At 68.2% G+C, this 23399-nt stretch carries 21 protein-coding genes and 1 pseudogene; 14 read left to right on the forward strand and 8 right to left on the reverse strand.

What is annotated here, in order from left to right; translation table 11 throughout:
- Positions 1–42: 42 nt before the first annotated feature.
- Together ACIBCK_RS35100 and ACIBCK_RS35105 are read left to right on the forward strand one after the other, a co-directional pair.
- Positions 43–1182 (forward strand): PucR family transcriptional regulator, encoded by a 1140-nt coding sequence (locus ACIBCK_RS35100; RefSeq protein ID WP_399396876.1) that lies wholly within the window; start codon positions 43–45, stop codon positions 1180–1182.
- A gap of 187 nt (positions 1183–1369) precedes the next feature.
- A complete protein-coding gene (locus ACIBCK_RS35105) occupies positions 1370–1708 on the forward strand; it encodes a thioredoxin family protein (RefSeq protein WP_399396878.1) in 339 nt (112 codons plus the stop codon).
- 349 nt (positions 1709–2057) lie between these two features.
- On the opposite strand, the gene ACIBCK_RS35110 is transcribed toward ACIBCK_RS35105, so the two are convergent.
- Positions 2058–2504 (reverse strand): RDD family protein, encoded by a 447-nt coding sequence (locus tag ACIBCK_RS35110; protein ID WP_399396880.1) that lies wholly within the window; start codon positions 2502–2504, stop codon positions 2058–2060.
- 401 nt (positions 2505–2905) lie between these two features.
- Positions 2906–3430, reverse strand: coding sequence for a hypothetical protein (locus ACIBCK_RS35115; RefSeq protein ID WP_399396882.1), 525 nt, complete (start codon positions 3428–3430; stop codon positions 2906–2908).
- A gap of 280 nt (positions 3431–3710) precedes the next feature.
- Here ACIBCK_RS35115 and ACIBCK_RS35120 point away from each other — a divergent pair, with 280 nt between their 5' ends.
- From ACIBCK_RS35120 to ACIBCK_RS35145, 6 genes are all read left to right on the forward strand, one after another.
- Entirely contained in the window at positions 3711–4481 is a 771-nt protein-coding gene (locus ACIBCK_RS35120; protein ID WP_399396883.1) for a GntR family transcriptional regulator, read from the forward strand.
- Between the two features lie 102 nt (positions 4482–4583).
- On the forward strand, positions 4584–4811 hold the full coding sequence (locus ACIBCK_RS35125) for a ferredoxin family protein (RefSeq protein WP_266533934.1): 228 nt from the start codon (positions 4584–4586) through the stop codon (positions 4809–4811).
- Positions 4812–4891: 80 nt separating this feature from the next.
- Positions 4892–6277, forward strand: coding sequence for an ABC transporter substrate-binding protein (locus ACIBCK_RS35130; RefSeq protein ID WP_399396885.1), 1386 nt, complete (start codon positions 4892–4894; stop codon positions 6275–6277).
- A complete protein-coding gene (locus ACIBCK_RS35135) occupies positions 6274–7191 on the forward strand; it encodes an ABC transporter permease (protein WP_399396887.1) in 918 nt (305 codons plus the stop codon). Before ACIBCK_RS35130 ends, ACIBCK_RS35135 begins: the two co-directional genes overlap by 4 nt.
- Positions 7188–7976: an ABC transporter ATP-binding protein gene (locus tag ACIBCK_RS35140; protein ID WP_399396889.1), complete on the forward strand. Its 789-nt coding sequence runs from the start codon at positions 7188–7190 to the stop codon at positions 7974–7976. The genes ACIBCK_RS35135 and ACIBCK_RS35140 overlap by 4 nt, the downstream gene beginning before the upstream one ends.
- A 14-nt stretch (positions 7977–7990) precedes the next feature.
- Positions 7991–10693: a fumarate reductase/succinate dehydrogenase flavoprotein subunit gene (locus ACIBCK_RS35145; protein WP_399396891.1), complete on the forward strand. Its 2703-nt coding sequence runs from the start codon at positions 7991–7993 to the stop codon at positions 10691–10693.
- Positions 10694–10788: 95 nt separating this feature from the next.
- On the opposite strand, the gene ACIBCK_RS35150 is transcribed toward ACIBCK_RS35145, so the two are convergent.
- Complete coding sequence (locus ACIBCK_RS35150; protein ID WP_399396893.1) at positions 10789–12273, reverse strand: MFS transporter; 1485 nt, start codon at positions 12271–12273, stop codon at positions 10789–10791.
- Positions 12274–12941: 668 nt separating this feature from the next.
- On the opposite strand from ACIBCK_RS35150, the gene ACIBCK_RS35155 reads away from it, so the two are divergent.
- Entirely contained in the window at positions 12942–14507 is a 1566-nt protein-coding gene (locus ACIBCK_RS35155) for an oleate hydratase (protein ID WP_399396895.1), read from the forward strand.
- A gap of 212 nt (positions 14508–14719) precedes the next feature.
- Positions 14720–15319, forward strand: coding sequence for a GPP34 family phosphoprotein (locus tag ACIBCK_RS35160; protein WP_399396897.1), 600 nt, complete (start codon positions 14720–14722; stop codon positions 15317–15319).
- A 425-nt stretch (positions 15320–15744) separates the two neighbouring features.
- Here the strand turns inward: ACIBCK_RS35160 and ACIBCK_RS35165 are convergent, their stop codons facing one another.
- Positions 15745–16395, reverse strand: a complete 651-nt coding sequence (locus ACIBCK_RS35165) for a formylglycine-generating enzyme family protein (RefSeq protein WP_399396993.1) — start codon at positions 16393–16395, stop codon at positions 15745–15747.
- Here ACIBCK_RS35165 and ACIBCK_RS35170 point away from each other — a divergent pair.
- Positions 16365–16685, forward strand: coding sequence for a hypothetical protein (locus tag ACIBCK_RS35170; protein ID WP_399396996.1), 321 nt, complete (start codon positions 16365–16367; stop codon positions 16683–16685). The two genes, ACIBCK_RS35165 and ACIBCK_RS35170, sit on opposite strands and share 31 nt — an antisense overlap.
- The gene (locus ACIBCK_RS35175) at positions 16682–17188 is read left to right on the forward strand and encodes a hypothetical protein (protein WP_399396898.1); all 507 of its coding nucleotides are present in this window, start codon (positions 16682–16684) and stop codon (positions 17186–17188) included. The genes ACIBCK_RS35170 and ACIBCK_RS35175 overlap by 4 nt, the downstream gene beginning before the upstream one ends.
- A 176-nt stretch (positions 17189–17364) precedes the next feature.
- On the opposite strand, the gene ACIBCK_RS35180 is transcribed toward ACIBCK_RS35175, so the two are convergent.
- On the reverse strand, positions 17365–17673 hold the full coding sequence (locus tag ACIBCK_RS35180; protein WP_399396900.1) for an immunity 53 family protein: 309 nt from the start codon (positions 17671–17673) through the stop codon (positions 17365–17367).
- 69 nt (positions 17674–17742) lie between these two features.
- Between ACIBCK_RS35180 and ACIBCK_RS35185 the strand changes: the two are divergent.
- Positions 17743–18584, forward strand: a pseudogene (locus ACIBCK_RS35185) (transposase).
- A 478-nt stretch (positions 18585–19062) separates the two neighbouring features.
- Positions 19063–19446, forward strand: coding sequence for an SH3 domain-containing protein (locus ACIBCK_RS35190; RefSeq protein WP_399396902.1), 384 nt, complete (start codon positions 19063–19065; stop codon positions 19444–19446).
- Between the two features lie 672 nt (positions 19447–20118).
- On the opposite strand, the gene ACIBCK_RS35195 is transcribed toward ACIBCK_RS35190, so the two are convergent.
- The 3 genes from ACIBCK_RS35195 to ACIBCK_RS35205 all read right to left on the reverse strand — a co-directional run bounded on the left by ACIBCK_RS35195 (position 20119) and on the right by ACIBCK_RS35205 (position 23332).
- On the reverse strand, positions 20119–20604 hold the full coding sequence (locus ACIBCK_RS35195; RefSeq protein WP_399396904.1) for a hypothetical protein: 486 nt from the start codon (positions 20602–20604) through the stop codon (positions 20119–20121).
- 314 nt (positions 20605–20918) lie between these two features.
- Entirely contained in the window at positions 20919–21188 is a 270-nt protein-coding gene (locus ACIBCK_RS35200; RefSeq protein WP_399396994.1) for a DUF1905 domain-containing protein, read from the reverse strand.
- Between the two features lie 377 nt (positions 21189–21565).
- Positions 21566–23332 carry a DUF4157 domain-containing protein gene (locus tag ACIBCK_RS35205; RefSeq protein ID WP_399396906.1) on the reverse strand — a complete coding sequence of 589 codons (1767 nt, stop codon included), beginning with the start codon at positions 23330–23332 and terminating at the stop codon, positions 21566–21568.
- Positions 23333–23399 lie beyond the last annotated feature (67 nt).

Raw genomic sequence — 23399 nt, forward strand, 5'->3', positions numbered from 1 at the left:
ACGTAAATCTGGTCGACTGAATTGTTCGCAGGGAACAAAAACGTGAGCCATGCAATCCAAAGGGCCAGCGAATTGGCCCTCGACGAGACGACGGTCGCCGCACTTCGGGCCACGGTGAGGACCACCGCCGACGAGGTCGTCCAGGCGATCATCGACGAGGTCCCTCCCTACGCCAACGCCCTTTCGGGCCGCATGGGCGGCACCATCCGCCGAGCCGTCCGCACCGCCCTGGGGCACTACCTGGACCTCGCGAGCGGGAAGGCCACAGGCGGCGACGCCGGTGACGCAGCCTACGAGCTGGGCCGCGGCGAGGTCCGCGACGGCCGTTCGATGGACGCGCTGCTCGGCGCCTACCGCGTCGGGGCCCGCGTGGCCTGGCGATGCCTGGCGGCGGGTGCCGTGCCCGCAGGTCTGCCCGCCGCCGAGGTCGCCAAGTTCGCCGAGCTGACCTTCGCCTACATCGACGAGCTCTCCGCCGCGAGTGCCGCGGGCCATGCCGACGAGCTGGCCGCCCGGGGCAGGGCCCACGAGCTCCACCTGGAACACCTGGCCCGCGACCTCCTCGCCGGTGCGAGCCCGGACGTGCTGCTGGCCTCTGTGCAACGGGCCGGGTGGCAGCCTCCCGTTTCACTGACCGCGGTCTTGCTGCCCGCAGCTCAGGCCCGGCCGGCCTACCGCACGCTCGACCCGAGCACCCTCGTCCTCGACGACCTTGTGGACGCCACCGGTCTGCTGCTGGTCCCCGATGCCGACCGATCACATCTCTTGCGGCAGCTGACCGACCGCACCGCCGTGGTCGGCCCGGCCCGTCCGTGGACTCGTGCGTCCGACTCGTACGCACGGGCCGTACGCGCACGCTCGCTCTCCCCTGACATTCGCGACACCGAGGACCACCTGCCCGAGCTGGTACTGAGCGCCGACGCGGACGCGCTCGCCGACCTGCGTGCCCGGGCCCTCGCACCGTTGCGGACCTTGCCTGCCGCGAGAGCACGGCGGCTGGAGGAGACATTGCGGGAGTGGCTGCTGCACCAGGGCAGGCGGGAGGAGGTGGCGGCGGCGTTGTTCGTCCATCCCCAGACGGTCCGATACCGGTTGTCACAGCTACGGGAGCTGTTTCCGGATCTCGCATCGCCGAACCGCGTCCTTGAACTGACGCTGGCGGTCGGTCTTCGGGGCAGCTGACGCGTACTTCGACCGTCTACGACTGGGTCCGTGAGCGGTCAGGGAAACCGTGCGACGCACGGCGGGCGGCAGCTGGGTGACTGGCCGGGCGCCAGGACAGGTCAACCGGACGATCGACCGGGCGGGACCGGCACACCGCGCGAGGGATGATGGGCATGAAATGACGGATGTGAGGTCAGGAGCTTGCATGGCGAAGCGGGTCCACCGCCCTCGTGAGGACGCGGAGTTCAACTTCATCCTGGAGATGAGCGGAGTACCGGTCCTCGCCTACTTCACCGGGACATGGCCCAAGGCAATCGAGCCCTGCCGGGTGATGGACCTCGTCGTCGGTGACATCGCCGACGACTACACGGGCCGCCTGACGGCCGTCCGCGCCGACATCACGCGTTGTCCAGCCGCGACCGAGCGATACGGGATCACCGGAGCTCCGTCCTACGTCCTGCTGAAGGAGGGAGAGGCGGTGGCGCACGGCACGGGACCCATGACCATCGCCGAGGTACGGAAGTTCCTGGACGGCCACCTCTGAGCGGCCGCTGCGGCACGCAGTCCTGACGCCTCTCTCTCGCTCGGGCAGCCCCAGCCGGCGTGGTGCCTGTCCACCTCTGGCAGGGTCGGGTGGTAGGCGCCGATGTCGTCCCCCGTGGTCAGGGGGCAGGCATCGTTGGCTCCCCACGCGCGTATTCGCGTCTGCCGTCCTCATCGCTCCTGCCGTGGTCGGTGGGCCCATGGGGCGCAGGCCATCCGGTCGGATCTGTGCGGCCGCCCCGCCAGACGGACCGGGCCGCAGCTTCAGCCACTGGCGGGTTGTGCGGACTCATGTAGCTGACGGGCCTGGTGCAGGTGTCGAAGCACGTCCAGACGGAACAACGCCAGGCTCATTGCCCGCTGGCGGCAGGCTGTCGTGTAAGTCCGGCGGCAGCAGTGACGACGACAACGCCGGTGATTTTGTCGGCGAAAGTCTGCTTCTTGGTGTCCCAGATGGCCCACCACCACCCCAGTCCGAAAACGGGCCAGTTGAGGAATTGGCAGAGCCGACGGCTGAGGGCCAGGCCAGTGCCGGGCATGAGGCCGTCGTGGTCACGTACGGCTCGGATACCGAAGGCCTTCTTGCCGATGGTCTGCCCCGTTCGGCCCTCGCGAATCAGCTGTACGACAGTCGTGGCAAACATGGCGATGATGCCCACCCAGCTCAGAATTGCCGCGGGGATCTCGCCACTGTCGCCGGAGCTCTTCTCGTCGATGGCGTAACCGATACCTATCAGGAGCCACATCGGCCCGAAATTGATCAGACTGTCCAAGAGGAAGGCGTCTGCCCGCTGCATCCATCCGGCGTATGGAGGGCCCTGCTGGGCGTACGGGGCATCTGGGCGTGGGTACGCCGGATACTGGGCCCCGGCCATGTGTGGCGGTGACGGGTAGTTGGGCAGCCCTTCTGACGCCGGGTGGTGGCTCTGCGGTAGCGGATGGCTCACGTGGACGCTCCTGGTATTTCCCGTGACGGGAAGTCGGCTGTAGATCACACAGAGTACGGATCCGCGGCTCCGGCATGCCAACTGCCCCAGAGGCATCGTTCTTTGAGGCATGACAATGACGCCCTAGGCCACACGCAACATGGCCGTAGGTTCAGCGATGGGTTCTAAGGTGGCCTCGCAACAGTGGCGCAGCGGGTGCGGCGGTTGACCAGGGGCCCCGACACTGGTCCCGTGCCCGGATAGCCTTGCAGTCAGGGCCGGTTGTGGGCCGCGCCGAACAGGGGGCAGAGCGGATCGCCCTCGAATCCCACGACGGTGCAGGAGGTGGCGACCGGCCCCCGGGAGAGTTCTACGAGCCGGGCGAGGACCACCGCCTCGAACGGCAGCCCGGCCGGGTCGAGGCCAAGCGCCTGGGCTGCACGGTCGCGCCGCCGGTCGAGGTCCGGCACATCCTCTCGGTACTCGTCAGCGACCGACAGGAGTTCTTCGGCTGTCCGTCCGGGAGCATCCCGCCACCACGGTGCCACAAGGCACAGCCTGACCAACTCCGGCAGTCCGAGAGCCAGCAGTCCGGCTTCGCCGTCGAGGCTGACGTACACCACCGGACGTTCCTCCCCGCCTTCGCCGACGAAGCAGAACGCATCCCCTGAGCCCGCCCGTGCGAACTGTTCCAGCCGGTCCCCGGAGGCGAGACGAACTCCGGCGGCCAACTCATGGTCGGCCGGATCCGTCGCGTCGAGGTCCGCTACGGAGGACGCCTTCTGACCGCGCGACACGCACCCCGCAGCTCAGCCGTCGGCGACCGTCACGTCCTCGCACGGGTAGCGGCTCGCGCACCCTCCGCTGGACAGGCCACTGGCCTCGGTGACGTACCCCCCCATGACCAGTTGCTCCGCCACCGCACCAGTGGCAGCACCCCGCGCGGAGGCAGCCGCCCTGGCAGATCTCTCCGGCGGCCGCGCGAACACGCAGGTCAGGACCGGTCCGTGTGAGGCAGCGAGTGGCGCAATACTGCGGCAACACCACGACCGCGGCCACGTCGGTATGGTCCCTCGCATGCCAGCCGAACGTATCCGCGAGCACACTGTGCCGGTCGCCGCCGCACGACGGCGTCGGCTGCGCGCGGACCAAGCGCGGCAGCTCGCCGACCTCCTGCGTCACCAGGTGCGCACGGGAGGCTTTCCCAGCGGTGTCCTGCCGCTGGAGGGTGCGATCGGCAGCGACTACCACGTCTCTCGAAACACCGTCCGGCAGGCGCTGGATCTGCTCCGTACTGAAGGGCTGCTGGAACGACAGCCCGGAGTCGGCACCGTCGTGGTGTCCGAGAAGTATCCGCACGGCCTGGACCGGCTGCAGGGCCTCGCCGAGACCCTGCACGAACACGGCGACGTCACCAACGAAGTCCGTACGGTCGGTCCCGTCCCCGCGCCCGCACCCGTGGCGCGGCGGCTCGGCCTGGTGGAGCACACCGACGTGCTCTACATCGAGCGGCTGCGCCGGCTCAACGGCCTGCCGCTCTCCCTCGATCTCACCTACATCCCGATGGACATCGGCGCCGGTCTCATCGGCTGCGACCTGGAGAACACCGATGTGTTCCGGCTGCTCGAGACCCTGACCGGTCAGCCGCTCGGCACGGCCGAGATCACCCTGGAGGCCGTCAACGCCGACGTGCACTCCGCCGCCGTTCTCGAGGCTCCGCGCGGCGTCGCCGTCCTCATGCTCGAACGTCTCACCTCGCTGTCCGACGGGCGTCCCGTGGACCTGGAGTTCATCCGCTTCCGCGGCGACCGCATCGCCATGAGCGGGTTGCTCCACCGGGCGCTCTGAACCACCGGGCACTCTGAACCACCGGCCCGTCCGGGCCACCGGGCCCGCCGGCCCGCCGGTCCCTCTGATTTCTCACTCCGCCACTCTTTCCGGGAGACAGCCATGCCTCTGGCCCCTCAGCGCGCCGACGTGCCCGTGACCATCGACGAGTCGAAGTGCATCGACGGCTGCACGCTCTGTGTCGACATGTGCCCGCTCGATTCCCTCGCGATCAACCCGGACAGCGGCAAGGCCTTCATGCACGTCGATGAGTGCTGGTACTGCGGGCCGTGCGCCGCCCGCTGCCCCACGGACGCGGTCACGGTCAACATGCCCTATCTGCTCCGGTGATGGCGGCGAAGGAAGGCGACGAAGGTCGAGAGGCTCCCACTCCCATGAAACGCACAGCTGCCACCAAACGCACGGCTCCCATGAAACGCACAGCTCCAACCAAACGCACAGCGCTCGCCGCTGCCTCGGCCGTCCTGCTGGCCCTGCCCCTAACGAGCTGCGGCGGCGCGAGCGCGGACGACTCCGGAACCGTCACCGTGACCATCGGCTACCAGTCCAAGACCATCAACACCGTCACCGCAGGAACGCTGTTGCGGTCGCTCGGCTACTTCGAGCGCGAACTCGCCGCGCGCGGCAAGCGGGAGGGCGTCACGTACAAGGTCAAATGGCAGGACTACGCCACCGGCGCCCCGATCACCGCGCAGATGACAGCCGGGAAGATCGACATCGGGTCGATGGGCGACTTCCCCCTCTTGATCAACGCCGCCCGTGGCACCCAGTTGAACCGGCCGACGAAGCTCGTCTCCGTCACCGGATACAACCTCCGCGGAGGGCTCAACACCATTGTCACCGGCACCGATTCGAAGCTCTCGGCACTGAGGGACCTGCGCGGCAAGAAAGTCTCGACGAGCGTCGGCTCGGCTGCCGACGGCACCCTGGTACGGGCGCTGCGGCAGGCCGGCATCGACCCGGAGAAGGACATCCGCAAGCTCAACCAGCAGCCCGCCGTGGGTGCCTCGGCGCTCCAGGCGGGCAGCGCTGACGCGCTCTCGCAGTTCGTGGCATGGCCCGGCCTGCTCGCCTTCCAGGACCGGGCCCGCGCACTGTACGACGGTGCGGAACTCGACCTGCCGACTTTCCATGGGGTCACCGCGCGGGACGACTTCGCGAAGAAACGCCCCGGAGTCCTGGAAGACTTTCTGCGCGCCCAGGCCAAGGCGACCGACCACCTCAACAAGCAGCCCGTCGCGGCCGCGGAGACGGTGGCGAAGGCGACCGGTCTTCCGTCCGAGGTCGTCTACCTCTACAACGGCGCGCACGGCATCGCCACCTTCGACCCCACGATCAAACCCGCGCTGGTGGCCGCGTTGAAGAAGGACGTGCCCGTCCTGAAGTCGGCGAAGCTGGTGGGCGATGTCGATGTCGACGCCTTCGTCGACGAGCGGTACGTGAAGAAGGCGTACGGCGACGGATACGCCTCCGCCCTGACCGCCACCCCCAAGCCCCCGCGCAGCGAGCTCTGGCTGAAGGGCGAGAACAAGACCCGGTCCTTCGCCGAACCGGCCGACATGCTGCGCCAGGCAGCCGCGCACCAGGGCAAAGTGCGTGCCGCGTACGTCCCCGACACCACGACCGGGACGTCCTGGTTCGCCGACAAGGCCGTGTGGGTGGCGGACGGCGAGAAGCTCCTGCCCTTCGTCACGCCCTCCACCGCCACGGCCTACACCAAGGCACATCCGGGGGCGCGCACCATCTCGTACAAGCAAGCCCTCACACACAACGCGGCGCAGGGGCAAGCGTCATGACGGGGCATCATCTGCTGCGCGCCCTGTCGCTCGCTGCCGCGCTCGGCCTGTGGCAGCTCCTGACCGCTCTCGACGTCGAACTGTGGCTGCGCTTCGAGCAGTTCCCCACGGTCATCGACGTCTCGCGGGAGTTCGGGCAGCGCATCGGCAGCGAAGAGTACTGGCAGGACCTCACCGACAGCCTCAGCCGCATCCTGACCGGCTTCGCCCTCGCGGCGGTCGCGGGCGTGGCCGTCGGCACGGCGATCGCCCGCTCTCGCCTCGCCGCCGACCTGCTCGGTCCCGTCCTCGAAGTACTGCGGCCCATACCGGCGATCGCCCTGGTGCCCGTGGCGATCCTGCTCTTCCCCAGCAACGAGCAGGGCATCGTGTTCATCACCTTCACCGCGGCGTTCTTCCCCGTCATGGTCTCCACCCGGCACGCTGTCCGCGCCCTGACCCCGGTCTGGGAGGAGGCGGTGCTCACGATGGGCGGCGGCCGGTGGCGCGTCCTCGGCTCGGTGGTCCTGCCCGGGGCGCTGCCCGGCATTCTCGGCGGGCTCTCCGTCGGCATCGGCGTCTCGTGGATCTGTGTGATCTCGGCGGAGATGATCTCCGGCGAGTACGGGGTGGGCTACCGCACGTGGCAGGACTACACGGTGGTCGACTACCCCGGCGTCTTCGTCGGCATGGTGACGATCGGAGCCCTCGGGTGGATGACGTCGACGGCTTTGGAGGTGCTGGGCCGAAGGATGACGCGGTGGCTGCCACGGACGGAGTCCCGCCTTGAGGTACCGGTGCTGCGGCACCGGACCCGGCCGAGCATTCCGCGACCAAAACCCCGCGTCACCACTGCCGATGGTGCTGAGGCGCCTGCCCCCGTACACGTGCCGGGCCGCCCGTACAAGGAGACGCATGGAGGCGTGAAGCCATGAGCACACCCCCGGAGACCATCCTCGCTCCCGTCCTCGCCCCGCCCCGAGGAACCCGGCTCACCCTGCGCGGCGCCTCGATCGGGCGGGCGGGGGCCGCCGTCCTCGACGGGATCGATCTGGACATCGCACCCGGCGAGGTCCTCACCGTCGTCGGCCCGTCCGGATGCGGAAAGTCCACCCTGCTTCGCACCCTCGCCGGGCTGCTGCCTCCCCTCGGCGGGCAGATCACCCAGGACGGGACCCCCATCACCGCACCCCACGCCGAACGTGCACTGATCTTTCAGGACGACGCGCTGCTGCCGTGGCGTACTCTGCGCGCCAACGTCGAACTGCCGCTGGCCATCCAGGGGTTGAGCCGCTCCAGGCGCCGCGCCCACGCCGAGGAATGGCTGGAGCGTGTCGGCCTTGGCGGGCACGGCCTCAAACTCCCGCACCGCGCCTCGGGAGGGCAGCGGCAGCGCGTCCAGCTCGCTCGCGCCCTCGCGGGAGAGCCGCTGGCCGTCCTCATGGACGAGCCGTTCGGCGCGCTCGACGCCCAGACCAGGGCCGGGATGCAGCAGCTCCTGGCCGAGGTGTTGCGCGGCACGGGCGCGACCGTCGTCTTCGTCACTCATGACGTGGACGAGGCGATCTTCCTCGGCGACCGCGTCGCGCTCCTCGGCACCGGCCGTACTTCGGGGCCCCTGGCCGTCCTCGACGTGCCGCACCCTCGCGACCGTACGTCCCACGACGCCCCCGCCACCGTCGAGCTGCGCCGCACCGTTCTGACGTCCCTCGGCACCTGAGAGGCCCTCCTTCCATGCAGATCCCCGCAGTCACCGACGCCCAGGAGCTCTCCTGCGACGTCCTCGTCATCGGCGGCGGCACGGCCGGCACGATGGCGGCGCTCACCGCGGCCGAACAGGGCCGTGACGTCCTCCTCCTGGAGAAGGCGCACGTCCGCCATTCCGGCGCCCTCGCCATGGGCATGGACGGCGTCAACAACGCCGTGATCCCCGGCCGCGCCGAACCCGACGACTACGTAGCCGAGATCACCCGCGCCAACGACGGCATCGTCGACCAGTCCACCGTGCGCCAGACCGCGACCCGCGGTTTCTCGATGGTGCAGCGACTGGAGTCGTACGGGGTGAAGTTCGAGAAGGACGAACACGGCGAGTACGCGGTGCGCCAGGTGCACCGCTCCGGCTCGTACGTCCTGCCCATGCCCGAGGGCAAGGACGTCAAGAAGGTCCTCTACCGGCAGTTGCGCCGCCGCGAGATGCGCGAACGCATCCGCATCGAGAACCGTGTGATGCCGGTGCGGGTGCTCACGGCGGACGGCCGGGCCGTCGGAGCGGCCGGATTCAACACGCGTACGGGCGAGTTCGTGACCGTGCGCGCGGGCGCCGTGATCCTCGCGACCGGCCCGTGCGGCCGCCTCGGCCTGCCCGCGAGCGGCTACCTCTACGGCACGTACGAGAATCCCACCAACGCGGGCGACGGCTACTCCATGGCCTACCACGCCGGCGCCGAACTCACCGGCATCGAGTGCTTCCAGATCAACCCACTGATGAAGGACTACAACGGCCCCGCCTGCGCCTACGTGGCCAACCCCTTCGGCGGCTACCAGGTCAACCGGCACGGCGAGCGCTTCGTCGACTCCGACTACTGGTCGGGCCAGATGATGTCGGAGTTCGCGGCCGAACTCGCCTCGGACCGTGGGCCGGTGTACCTCAAGCTCAGTCATCTGCCGGAAGAGTCGATCAGCGCCCTCGAGAACATCCTGCACTCCACGGAGCGGCCGACACGGGGCACCTTCCACGCGAACCGTGGTCACGACTACCGCACCCACGACGTCGAGATGCACATCTCCGAGATCGGCCTGTGCGGAGGCCACTCGGCGTCAGGGGTCCGCGTGGACGACCACGCCCGCACCACCGTGCCCGGTCTGTACGCCGCGGGGGACCTGGCCTGCGTGCCGCACAACTACATGATCGGCGCGTTCGTCTTCGGCGACCTGGCGGGCGCGGACGCAGCACGATTTCGCGCGTACGAGGGCGAGTTGCCGACCGAGCAGGTGCAAGACGCCCACGAACTGATCTACCACCCGCTGCGCAACCCGGACGGTCCTCCGCAACCGCAGGTCGAGTACAAACTGCGCCGCTTCGTGAACGACTACGTAGCACCGCCGAAGTCGGGCGCGCGGCTGTCGCTGGCCGTGGACCACTTCGAGCGGATGCGCGGCGAAATCGACGAGATGGGCGCGCAGACACCGCACGAGCTGATGCGCTGCGCCGAGGTGCACTTCATCCGGGACTGCGCGGAGATGGCGGCCCGCTCCTCCCTGGCCAGGACGGAGTCCCGCTGGGGCCTCTACCACGAGCGCACGGACCACCCGAAGCGCGACGACGACGTCTGGCTGCACCACCTGGACCTTCACAAATCCCCAGCCGGAACGATGGAGTTCACCGCCCGTCCGGTGGAGCCATACCTGGTCCCGGTCGAGGAATTCACGCCGGTCGGCGGCGCGTCACGCCATCTGGGCGAGGTGCACCCGGAGCAGGTGGCCACGGCCGGGCAGCGCGACCTGGCCCCGGTCGGATCGCCCACCCGAACGAGCAGCACGGAAACGCGGGACACGACCACCGCCGCCTCCCACTCACCACGCCTCCTGGAGCTGCTCACCCTCATCGAGGAGGAGCCCGAACTCCCCCTCCTGCAACCCTTCTTGACCGACCCGGACCCCGCAGTGCGCCGCGCCGCGGTGGCCGCGCTCACCGAAACCGTCCCCGCGGGTACGGGCCCGGCGCTGGCCAAGACACTCGCGGACCCGGATCCGGGAGTCCGCGGCGCCGCTGCCGCATCCCTGCGCGAACTGGTCGAAGTCCTGCCGCCAGGACCGGAGTTGGGCAGCGGGCTGCACGCGGCCCTAGCGCATGTGGACGCCCTGGTCCGGGCGACGGCCCTGGACGTCCTGCGTGCCCTGCGCCTGGGCGACGCCGCCGCTTACGCCCCTGCCCTCGCCGACCCGGACATCGAGGTCCGCATCGCATCGGTGCGCGCCCTGGTCTCGGTCGGCGCCCTCGACGCCGTCGCCCGCGCAGGAGCAGACCAGGCCCGCGAGGTCCGCGTCACGGTGGCCCGCGGCTTGGACACCCCGCAGGCGCTAGCCCCACTGCTAAGCGACGCGGACATCCTGGTCCGCGCGGCAGCGTTCACCACCCTGGCCTCCGTGGGTTGCCCCACCCCGTACGACCTCGCGGCCGAGGACGCGCTGGCCGCCCCGTCCTGGCAGGTACGCACAGGTGCGGCCACGGCCCTGGGCGCAGCCGACCCGCACCGCGCCGTCCCCGCGCTGTCCAAGGCACTCGGCGACCCCAACGCCGACGTCCGCAAGGCCGCAGTCCTGGCCCTGCTCCGGCACCCGGCGCACGAGGACGCTCGTACGGCACTCGCCACGGCAGTCCTTGATCCGGACGCGGATGTCCGTGCCTACGCGGCTCGGGCGGCCGCGCCTGCCTGACCGGCCGCGCGGACGCACGCCATGGTGATTGTTCTGTTGGCCGGTGGGGTGGGGCGGCGGCACCGGGGAGCAAGTACCGCCGCCGGGGGAGTTGCTCAGTCGACCTGATTGTTCGCGTGCTTGGGCAGGCAGAACATCAGGACCCATAGCAGGGCGAGGAGGCCGCCGACCCACCACAGCACGTGGATGAACGCGTCGCGGTTGAGTGCGGAGTCGGGTGAGCCCTCGGTGGTGGCGAAGAACACCAGGGCGGTCAGCGCGGTGCCTAGCGCGATGCCCAGGTGGATCGCGGTGTTGAACAGGCCCGAGGCAGCCCCGGCGTCCTCGTGCGGGACCTTGGCCAGTGACAGGTCGGCGAGCGGGCCGCCGACCATGCCGAGGCCGAACCCGATCAGTACCACCGGCGCGGTCATCCCCAGCAGGGTCAGGTCGGCCTGAGTTGCGGCGGCCTGGAGCCCGTAGGCGGCCATCGCGGCGATCGTGATGAGCGCTCCGGCCTGGGGAAGGCGCCGGGCGAAGCGCCCGGCGCTCTTCGCCGCGAGGGTCGCGCCGGCCAGCTCTCCCAGGGAGAGCAGCACGAAGGCCAGGGCCGCGTGGACGGGGCTCATGCCCAGCCCGCGCTGGAGGTACAGGGTCCAGGTCATGAAGAACAGCCCGCACAGCAGGCCGTGCATCAGCTGCGCGGCCGTGCCCCCGGAGAACTGCCTGCCCTGGAACAGGGACAGGGGCACGAGGGGGGCGTTGCCCTGCCTTCGCTGCTGGTGGCGCAGGAAGACACCGAGGACGAGGAGACCGGTGGCGAGCATGGCGAAGCACCACAGTGGCCAGTGGTGCAGGTGCCCCTCGGCGAGCGGGAAGACGATCAGGACGATGGCCAGTGCGGACAACGCCATGCCGGCCAGGTCGGGCCGGTCGGCCTTCCGGGCGGTGGACTCGGGGATGAACTTGCGTCCCAGGAGGAGCATGGCGAGGCCGACGGGCACGTTGACCAGGAAGATCGGCCGCCAGGACAGTCCGAACAGGTCGGCCTCGGTGAGCAGGCCGCCCATCACCGGGCCCAGGACGTTCGCGATGGACAGGACGGCCCCGTACAGGCCGAACGCCTTGCTGCGGCTCTGCCCCTCGAACGTGACATGGAGGGTGGCCAGGACCTGCGGGATCATCAGAGCCACTCCCACACCCTGGAGCAGACGGGCGCCGATCAGTACGCCCGGCCCCGCGGCGAGCCCGCACAGCAGCGAGGCCGCGGTGAACACGGCGGTGCCGATGAGGAGGATCCTGCGCCGGCCGTAGAGGTCGCCGAGGCGCCCGCCGGTGATCAACCCGACGGCGACGGGCAATGAATAGCCGGTGGTCAGCCACTGCACCGCGGCCGGCCCCGCGCCGGTCGACTCCTGGATCGCGGGCAGCGCGGTCAGGACAACCGACTGGTCGAGGAGGTTCATCAGCTCGGCACCCAGGAGCACCAAGAGGGCGATCCGGGCCGCCAGGGCCATTCTCGGGTGGTGAGGTGCTGGGTCGTCCGGGGACGGGGTGGTGGTGTTGTGCTGCGGCTCGTTGCCGAGCGCGGAGGAAGACACGACGGGAAGACTCCTGATCCAAAGCAATCGAGGAGCCCTGCCGACAGCCGCACCGGGACCGGAAAACACCAAAGCCCGGGGCAGACGGCAGAGCTGCACCCGGGACGGAAAACTGCGAGGGAGGGTGACGCAACTCAGGCCAGCGCGACGTCCGCCCCCAGAACACGTGCGACAAAACAGCACGCGGGGAACGCGGACGACTACATGGCCTGGTTAATAAGTCGTCACCTCAAGATCGACACAGAAGGAACAGGAAGTCCGGTCGCTGCCACCGACACCTCGGCGGAGCACCCGACTACTCTACGGCACTGTTTCTATGGCCGCAGGTGAAGGCTCCCGGCTGGGCCGGCGCGCTGTGCGCGACGAGGGCCCTGTGGAGGTGCTCAGAAGCAGACAAGCCCCTGAACCTCAGGAACCGGTGCGCCGCGCCCGCAGCTGAACCTCAGGAACCGGTGCGCCGCGCCCGCCGCTGGGCCGCAGTACCGTGCGGCTGGGCAGGAGCACTCAGTCGCCCGCATCGGGCCGGAGCGCCTTGCGTCTGAATGGCCCTTTCACCGCTGCGACACGGCGGCCGCTTGGTGAAGCTGGAGGGAATCCGGTGGACGACGGCGCACCAACTCCTGTGGCGCCCGCCCAGGGGCCCCGGCCACCGGCGTGAGGGGCAGATCGTGGCAAAGGCGTATCTGGTGGGCAGCGGGATCGCGTCGCTGTCGGCGGCGGCGTTCTTGATCCGTGACGGCGGCTTCGCCGGGTCGGACATCGTGATCCTGGAGGAGCAGAACCGTCAGGGCGGCAGCCTGGACGCGGCGGGCTCGCCGGAGACCGGCTACACCATGCGCGGCGGCCGCATGTTCGAGGTTCACTTCGCGTGCACCTACGACCTGCTGGACTCGATCCCGTCCCTGGACGACCCATCGAAGTCGGTCACCGAGGACACCTTCGCCTTCCACGAGGACTTCGCCTGGGACGACCTGGCACGCCTCGTCGACGCCGACGGCAAGGTGGTGCCCTCACACGCGATGGGCTTTTCCGAGCGCGACCGCCTGGAGCTGATCAAATGCTGCGCGACGCCGGAGAAGCAGCTGGACGGGAAACGCATCACCGACTGCTTCAGCCCTGAGTTCTTCACCACCAACTTCTGGTGGATGTGGTGCACCACGTTCGCGTTCGAGCCGTGGCACAGCGCCATCGAGTTCCGCCGCTACCTGAACCGGTTCGTCCACCTGTTCAAGACGTTCGACTCGATGTCGGGCATCTACCGGACCCGCTTCAACCAGTACGACTCGATCGTGCGACCGCTCGTGTCCTGGCTGACCGGCCAGGGCGTGACCATCCAGATCGACACCAGGGTCACCGACCTGGCCCTCACCGACGCAGACAAGCTCACCGTCAAGTCGATCAGCTGGGACCGCGCCGGCCAGACTGAGACCGTACCGGTGGACGAGGAAGATCTGGTCATGGTCACCAACGGCTCCATGACCGCGAGTTCGACGCTCGGCTCCACCGAAACTGCCGCCACGCTGGACACCACCGACTCCTCTGGAGCCTGGCACCTGTGGCAGACCCTGGCTGACAAACGCCCGGGCCTGGGGAATCCGCGGGTCTTCAACTCCTCCATCAGCGACTCCACGTGGGAGTCGTTCACGGTCACGACGAAGGACCCCAAGTTCTTCGAGCTGATGGAGAAGTTCTCCGGCAGTGAGGCGGGCAAGGGCGGCCTGATCACCTTCAAGGACTCGCCCTGGCTGCTGACGATCGTCCTCAACCATCAGCCCCACTTTCGCGAGCAGCCCGAGGACACCTTTGTCTGGTGGGGCTACGCCCTCTTCCCCGACAAGCAGGGCGACTTCGTACGCAAGCCGATGCGCGAGTGCACCGGCCGAGAAATCCTCCAAGAGGTCATGGGGCACCTGCGTTTCGAGGAAGGACCGCAGATCGTCGAGCACTCGACGGTCATCCCCGCCCTCATGCCGTACATCACCAGCCAGTTCCTGGTTCGCAAAGCCGGCGACCGCCCTCAGGTCGTCCCTGACGGTTCCACCAATCTGGCCTTCATCGGCCAGTACGCCGAAGTCCCCGACGACGTGGTCTTCACCGTGGAGTACTCCGTCCGCACCGCCTGGACCGCGGTCGCACAGCTCCTGAAGCTCGACAAGCAGCCCCCGCCCGTCTACAAGGGCCAGCACAACCCCAAGGTCCTGGTCGAAGCACTCGCGACCATGCACCGACGCTGACCATCCCCGCGCCCTCCAGCTGTTTCGTCTCTCCTCTCCATCGCCGTTGTGGCGCCGTCGGTGGCCCCCGCCGCCTTACGAAAGGCATCAGCCGCGCGGCCGGAGGGATACTGATGGTGGCAGTTGTCCCGTCCCGCCCCCGAGGGCTTGCCTCGGAGGCGGGGCCGGGAGCGCAACGCACCTCTATCGATGTCCTCCGAGGGGAGCCGTTCATGACCACGGCGAAAGACCTGTTCCTCATCGCCAGTGACCTGAAGCATTCCGTGGGACAGGGCGATCTGTCCCTCGCCCTCGCGGGAGCCGAGCTGATTGATCTCATCGGTGTGGGGGCGGTCGCCGTGGACGGCGAGCGCATCGTGCCGGGTGGACAGCCGACGCTGGATGATCGGTTCATGGTCGAGGCTGCGGCAGGTCTCACTCGGCGGGCGCCCTATGAGCGTATCGAGGACTGGTTGTGGCGCCGGGGCCGCGACCTCGCGGCCGCGTACCAAGTGGCCTTGGAGGAGAGCGATGAGCTGAAGCCGCAGCGGAGCGGCCGGCTGCCCTTCGGCTCGCAGCGCGTGGAACCGGTCGATACGCCCGCACGCCGACGTGCAGTCGACCGCTGGAAAGAGAGGGAACCCGTCCTGGCCGCCCTCGCCTCGGTCGTGGGCATCGACGACGACCGCTCTGGAGATGAGCCCGGCCTGGAGGACGAGGCGGTGACCACCGTGCTGGCCGTCGTCCATGACGCGGTGATGGAGTTGGAGGCAGTACGCCAGCGGCGGACCATCGAGAACGCTGCCTTCGCCAACCTCTGGCGCGGACCGTGAGCCGAACCCGCCCCGGGGGAGGGCGAGTCCGAAGGCCACGCGGTCGCACGGCCAGCGGGCGGGCGGCGCCTTCAACATGTCCGTGGAGCAGTTCCGGTCGGGGGCGCGGCTACACCTGAAAACGGGGTGTGCGTCCGGCGGCCCACAGCCTGATCGCAAAGTCGCATGAGCCATCGCCGGCTCTGGAGAACGACGGTTGCCGGCGCCTGGCGCGCTCCTGCGTGCAGGAACGGTCTTGTTCCTGTCCTGGCGCGGTGGGCTCCATCAACACTGCGTCTTCGTGAAGGCCAGGTCCGCGTCGGCGCCGCGGCGGCCGCGGCGAACTCCGGGCTGAGGTCTGCGTCTCAGGTGATCTGGTCCGATTCGCTCCTGGTCCCGGGTGATCTGGTGCCGCGTGAGGGCGGCCGTCATCGCGCAGACGTGGATCAGCACACGAGCGAACGCGCGATGCGGAATCCCACGTCCTCGACCTGGAAAGTCGGGTGACTGCGGCGCCGCGCGGATGCCCTGCAGCTCCAGTGCTCGTCGAACCAGCCTCCGCCACGTAGCACTCGGTAGGCGCCGTAGACCTCGGCGTCGTAGATGTCCCAGCACCAGTCCCAGACGTTGCCGAGCATGTCGTAAAGGCCCCACGGGTTGGGCCGCTTGCAGCCCACGTCGTGGATCTGCTCGTGTGAGTTGTCGCGGTACCAGGCGATCTCGTCGAGCGGCCCGTAGTGCGGTCCGGTCGTACCGGCACGGCAGGCGTGCTCCCACTCGGCTTCGGTCGGCAGCCGGTACCCGTCGGCGGACGCGTCCCACTCGATGCCTTCGCCGTCGGCGTGAAGATGGTAGGCGGATGCCAACCCGTCACGTTGGGACAGGGCATTGCAGAATCGGACCGCGTCCCACCAAGAGACGCTCTCAACGGGCAAGGGGCCCCCGTGTGCGGTGCTCGGCCGCAGGCCGGTGACCTGTGCGTACAGTGCTTGAGTGACTGGGAACGCCGCGAGTGCGTAGGGGGCGAGCTCGACAGACCAGCTGCGCTGTGTCCGTCGGTCCGACAGTGCTACCAGCCCTGGTGGGATGGCGATCATCTTTCCTGCGCTCGCATCCATGGGTAAATGATCGCACCGGCGGTTGTTACGGCCACGCGCCCGACCTTCCGCTTTGCGGAGAGGCGCTGCTGATCAACAAACAGGCCGCCCACAAGAACCGGCAGGGCCAGCAACCGCTGGATCAGTGCGAGAAGACCGCCACGCGCTACGCGGACTCCGCACGGGCCCTGTTGGAACAGGCCGCTGTAGCTTGGAACCGGCCCCTGAACAGCACGGTTGATGAAATCTGCTCGCCCGAACGCGCCGCGAAGGGAATCATGGACGAGTGACGTCGACCGAAGCAGCAATGACCGCTCTACAAGACCATGCCGCCCTCTGGAGCATGGGGGAAATTCGCGCCAGCGATGTCGTGGATGTCGCCTGTGATGCGCTCGTCGCCGGACTCGACACCCCCGGTCTTCGAATCCTCGCCGCCTGCACGCGTGCCGAGGCGGACTACGACGTCCACGACCTGCTTCCCGCAGCACTCGACGAACTCGGCCTCACTTTCCATCCGGTCGGCAGCGCGGGTCAGGAAGCCGCCACCCGAGCTTTCGCACGCCGCATGCTCGCCGGAGAGCTCACGCCTCGGGAGTTCACCTTCCGGATTCATGAGCGCCATGGGCATGAGCTGACCCTGACCGAGCGCCTCGCTGAACTCGACGACGAGTACGACATCCTCGATTACGGCGACAGGACCGTGGACCAGGTCGACGCCGAGGTTACGGCCGAAGCCCGCCGCCTCGCAGCGCACCCCACGGTACCCGCTGAACCCACGGATTCGCCCAGCTGATACTCACGGGCCGACCCGTGAGTGCCCTCTGCACAGACTTCGGTTGCCCTGAATCAGTGCGCCTCTCCGGTCGCGAGTAGCAGAGCTTCAGCGGCTGTCGAGGTAATTGACCTTGGTCAGCTAGTGCTCTGACCGCATAGGTTCACCGGTTTGAGCATCTCCGGCCCTGCACCCGCTCAGGAGGCGGCTGTTGTTGCCCAGGTTCGGAACAGAGTGAGGGCCTCGGTGAGGTTTCCGGGACCGCACGCGGCGTGAAAAGTCTTCTCAGCTATCCAGGTGCGGACCCAGTCCTGCGTGCTGCGGTTGACCTCCTGGAGGTTGTAGTCGCGTTCTTCCAGGTCCGTCTCCTCCAAATCGATCTCGATGGTCCAGCCGGGGTTGTCGAGCGTGGCAATTTTCACGCCCCACTCGTGCTCCCAGTCGCCGTCGCACTGCTGCGTGTACCAGTTCTGCAGCCAGTCAAGAAGGGGATCCGAATCGCTCATGGCAGGAGATGCTAGGCGAGTCGCGCGCCGGGTTCGGGCGTGACTGGTCCGTCCTGCAGGGGAGAAGCGATGGCGGAACCGGTGCGAGTACGCAGACTGACCGATCAGGGAGGGGCACCGACTGCAGCAGATCGTGCGTCGGGGCGGCACCAGCTCGGTGCGCTACCGCCGCGCGATGCTGCTGCTGGCGTCGGCCGGCGGGAACCGGGTGCCCGTCATCGCCCAGCTCGTGGCCGCTGACGAGGACACCGTGCGTGATCTCATCCACCGCTTCAACGAGATCGGCCTGGTCTGCCTGGACCCTCGGTGGGCGGGAGGCCGTCCCGCATCGAGCACGTTCTGGATCACTTACCAGACCGTGTTTTCGCGTTCGACGAGTTCGGGCTGCTCGGCATCCGTCCACCGCAGGATCCTGCTGGGCGCCACGAAACCGACCCCAGCGGATCCCGGCCACCTACCACCGCACCCACGGCGTCACCTACTTCCACGGCTGCTACTCCATCAGTGACGACAGCCCGTGGGGCGTCAATCGCCGCCACAAGGGCGCCACGCAGTCCTTGGCCGCGCTGAAGTCGATCCGCGCTGCCCGACCCGATGGCGCCCCCATCTACGTGATCATGGACCACCTGTCCGCCCACAAAGGCGCCAAGATCCGGGCCTGGGCGAAGAAACACCGGGTTGAGCTGTCTTTCACCCCGACCAACGCCTCCTGGGCGAACCCGATCGAGGCCCACCTCGGGCCCCTACGACAGTTCACCCTGGCCAACTCCCACCACCCGAACCACACGGTTCAGACGCGCGCACTGCAGGCATATCTACGCTGGCGCAACACCAACGCCCGCCACCCCGACGTCCTCACAGCCCAGCGACGAGAACGCGCCCGAATACGTAGCGAGAGGGGCAGGCCCTGAGAAGGACGCCCCCTCGCCGTCGCAGCATGACCTGCAAACCCGGTGAACCTATGCGGTCACAGCACTAGCGCAACGTACGCCGGTCGCAGGGCAGTTCGGGCGAGCCCGCTGAACAGGTTCGTGGCGTGGCTGTGGTCGCCGCGTGCCGGTGGAACTCCCTGACTGTGCTTCTTCGATGTGGCCACCGATCGGGTGGCGGTCAGTGAAGCGAAACGAGCGAGGCCCGGGCTGTTGATCGAAATGCCTGACGTCGCAATTACGTTGGGTCAGCGTCTTACGGACTGCCCAACCGGAACGGGCCACTTCCCCCGTTCCGGTTGGGGAGTTCTCGTGTGACAGGCGGCTGTTCGCCCCGATGGCGCTAACGTCGTGCGCGGCTCCGGTGTCTTTGAGCGGTGACACCGCTCGGCCAGGCCCGGGCCTGCTCCTACGTACGCGTTCCGCACCCAGAGCCGACGACGCAAGGGGAATCGATTCCATGACCGTCACAGCAGCACGCCGCACCATGTCACCGCGTCGCTTCGCCGCCCGCACGGCGGCCGTGGCGGCCCTGTCCGCCGCCGCGCTCCTCGGCGGCGGTCTCACGGCTCAGGCCGCCGCACCCGCCCGCACGACGGGCGCGGCTGTGGAGCTCGCGCCGACCGGTGTGCTCGCGACCAAGTGCTACTACAGGGTCAACGCCAGCGGCGGTCTGCTGATCCGCAGCGGGCCCGGCACCGGCTACTCGGTCGTCGGGTCCTATGCCAACGGCTCCACGATCCTCGCGTCGGCGTCCACCACCAACGGTTTCCGCAACGTGGGCACCAACCGCTGGGTCTCCTCGGCGTACACCGTCCGCATCACCAGCTATCCCTGCGAGTAACAGGGACCCGCGCCGAGGACACCGTCCCCCAGCCCTTCAACGACCCGTCGGCCGCCGGAAATCCTTCCGGCGGCCGACGTCTCGATCAACAGCCCGGGGCCTCATGTTCGCCGCCCTGGCGAACTGAAATCAGCCGAACCACGACTCCGTCTGGAGCTACGAGGACCAGGCCGGTCCGCCACCTGCCACGATCCCTCTCAGCGTTGCTGTGGCCCTCGTCCTTGGCAGGACAACCTTCCCGCTACTGGGACGGTCATGCAGTCATGATTCTCTCGTCCGAAGATGCCGGTATCTGGATACTGCCCGTGGTGCTCTTGTTGGGAGCGGCCGCTATCTCGCCGTTCGCCTGCGCAGTGCTCGCTGGGCGAGTGATCCTGCGTGTCGTGCGGTCCGCGGCTGCGGGCGACGTTTGGACTGCGTTCACCCCTGGCACGTGGTTGCTCTCCGCAGGATCGGGTGCCTTCGGTGCAGGGTTCCCGTTCTGCGTCTCACTGTTCGGCAGGCCTGCCACATGGGTTGAGACCGTGGGCTTTGTGTGTGGCTGTTTCGCCCTGGCCGCTGTGACGATGTCGGGACTTACGGCAGCCCTGAACCGGCGACTGAACGGCGGTGCAACCGGCACATGAGGGCGTCCCACATCTGCGAGTAAGGAAACCGGCGGGGCTGCCGTGGTTACGATCCAGAGCGCAGTCCCAGAGCGCTGTGCTCCACTACACCGGAGGGAAGGTCGCTCCTTCCCGAAGCTCGAGCGGTCAACTCCACGAGGGCGGCCCTGAGGTCGGCGGCGGGCTCTCCAAGGACGATCGCGTTGATGACCAACTCCAGCATCAGACGGTCGTACTCGTCTCCTGAACTCCGATAGCGCTGGCGATCGGCCTCCACGACAGCAGAGGTGATCTTCCTGCCACCCTCGGTCACTGGGGCAAAGGACGCCTCATAGATGCCGTGGCCGGTCCAACTACGGTGCAGGAAAAGGACATCGCCTTCAACGAAGATGTTCCACTTCTCATCCATGCTCTGAGCTCGATATCCGCGCCGGATCCGGTCCCATTCCTCGACAGTCCAGACTCGATCCGGCAACTGAGTCACCGTGCGGGGCGTGTTGATCGAATGGAGGCGCCGGAACGACTCTCGGGTGAGCGGGGCATCGGCAGTCATGACGTGATCCTACGGAAGCACCACGGCAACAGGACAGCGGCTTTCCTTCGAAACTCGCCCTGCTCCCTGCCCCAGTCGAGCCTCGTCTGCTCAATCAGTACGGCTTGCGGTTATGCCTCGGCACCGTGGAGGCATGCTCCGTCTGTTCAGCACTGCCGAGTCGGTGTTGTCCACGTAGATCGCGGCGAGCGAGATGATTCCAGAGGCCCCGTTTCTCGTCGTCGGCGTAGAGGGAGATGGGTCGGCTGGAGGCCGGGAGGTGCTGCTGGTAACCCGTCACGTATTGCATCGGGCTACGGCGAACGTTCCGGACGCTATGCGTTCAGCCGCTCTTCCAAGCAGATGGTTACGGTGTCCCCTTCCTCCTTGCAGATCGCTTTGCGCACCTCCGATTTCACGGGCAGCTTGTGCGTGCCATCGCCCAGGGCCATGAAGGAACTCTGGAACGGATGGCCGTCGATCGTGCCCCGGACCTTGACCAGGCCGCGGGTGCCGAAATAGTCAGCCGACTCAGGCCACACGACGTAGGTCCAGCCGCCCTTGTTCGGGCTCTTCTGCAGGGCCGCGGTGAACTGCTTGTGCATCACGGATACCGCCTTTCAAGAACTGTTGATGAGGATGAGATGACGCCAATCCCGATCGTGGCGGCCTGTGTGACGCGGATAGGGGCTGCTCACTCCAAGCCTCCACTTCCTCACGTTCACTAGGGAAGACGGCGGCCGGTGGGAAAACTCATCGCTCGCCAGCAGATCAACCGGGCTGGGCTCCTCATCCCCCGGCTCCGCAACCTCGGCCTCGCGAGGCAAGCCAGCGATCCACAGCAGACGAGCCCGCCCACTTCCCCTCCCTCGCAGATGAGCCGGGGCCAGGCGATGCCGGGGGTGGATGTACACCTCGGCAAGCGGCTCACCACCGCGTCTTATGACCAATCGCTGACAGTCGGCCGGCCGGCCTCAGGGGCTCACCGCCGCATCAGAATGGTCAACCGGACCCGCCCGCCGTCGTCCAGGTGGCCCCATTGTTCATGGAACGACTGCAGACTCCGCGCTGTGCCGTGCATCGCGAAGTACCACTGCGGGTCGTTCGTCGCCTTCTCCTCTTCGTGGCGGGCGTAGTTCTCCATGGTGACGGAGTCCGAGCCACTCGTGGCGACGACTGAAGCGAAGTGGAAGTCGAAGTCGCCTGCCTCGCGCACCGGGCGCTGGGTCTTGGTCATCAGCACATCGCCGACAGCGGCGGGGGGCGTGTACTGGTTCAGCCGGTACTTCTTGATCGCCGCCTCGAGCGGTTCCTCGCCCTGATGGGACAGGACGCCCTCGATGAGCTGCTGCATGACCTGGCTGTACTTCCCGATCTTGGCGGGGTCGCGACCTGCTTCCTTCTTGGCCTTCGCGTAGTCCTTGGCGCGTGGCGCCTTCTTGTGCTTGACCTCGGCCAGGATGTTCGCGAGCGCTTCGAAGTAGGCGTCGGTGCCGTGGTCGGCGAGCCCTTCCTGCCCGGAGACGGCTTTGGCCATCTCGTTGCACCTCTGCGGCAGGTTGACGTCGAGCCCGTGCTCGACCGTTCCTTGCGGGTGCCGGGCGGAGGGCCCGCGTGCCACTACGGGCTGGACGCGCCACAGAGTCGTGGAGACCGATCCCCGGGTGATGGCCAGGTAGTGGCTTCCCGACTTCTCCAGCTTGACTTTCCCCTGCAGAAGGGTGTTGGCCTTGCTGATCTGCTCGTCGGTGGCGAAGAACATCTTGGCCTGGCGGCCATCAGAGGTGTGCTCCACCGCGAGGTCAAGGTTGTCGGAGATGTTCAGCGGGACCTGGCCTTTGTACACGATGTTCGGCTGCCCGGAGTCGTCGACGAAGCTCTCGCGTTCGCTCTCGCCGGCCTGCGTGCGGACCGTACGCGGCTGCATGTCCTGGCCGGGGAAGAAGTCGTCGCCGCTCGTGTCGAAGAAGTCCCCCCGCCGCACGGTGCTTCGCGTGCCGCCAGGGCTCTGCCGCCCCATCTCCGGGTACTCGCTGTCGATCGGATGCACCGTCGTGTACCGCTGCACGGAGTCGTCGCTGCAAGCGGACGACGAGTCCGTGGCCGGGGGATGCCCCGCTGTGGCCCGCTGCGCGACGGACGGCGCGGTGCTCGTCCCGGCGGCGTAGGCAGCGCCGTCCGTCTCCGCCGTACGCTCACTCGCCTGCCGGGGGTCGGTCACGGCCACCCCGGCGCCGTGGTCCGTGCCCGTCTCGATTTCGCCTCGGGTGTTCTTGTCGACGTGCCCGAGTTCGTGGCCGATGATCCTCTCATCGTGTTCGGCCCGCCGACCGAGCAGCACGTGCGTCCCCACGGTGATGGCCTCGGCCCCGAACGCCTCCACGGCGCGCTGTGCGGCGGGCCCGGTGTAGAAGCGCGCGGCGGAGAGACTCTCGTTCCGGTAGAAGGACTGCGCTCGGTGCAAAGACGCCCCCTCCAGCGTCGCACCGGGCGAAGAGGTCGCCTCGTCGACCAGCGCGCTCGGGTCGGCGTACTCCGAGTCCTCCGCGGCGCGCTGTTCGGCGCGTCGCTGCGCGAGTATCCGCGAGGCCGCCTGGTTGCCGGCCGACCTCTGGAGCGCGGCGATCTCGTCGGCGGTGACCGGTCTCGCGGACGCCCCGGACGACTTGAGCTGTGCGGAGGAAGCTGTCGGGGACTGCCGGTTCGGCGCCTCCGCCTTCTCCTGGGGCATACGCACCCGCTCGTACATGCTGCGCTCCTCCATTGGCATCGCACGGCGCTGTACTGATCACCCAAACAGAGGGAACGCGAAAAGC

This window comes from Streptomyces sp. NPDC051218 (assembly GCF_044455475.1).
GTDB lineage: Bacteria > Actinomycetota > Actinomycetes > Streptomycetales > Streptomycetaceae > Streptomyces.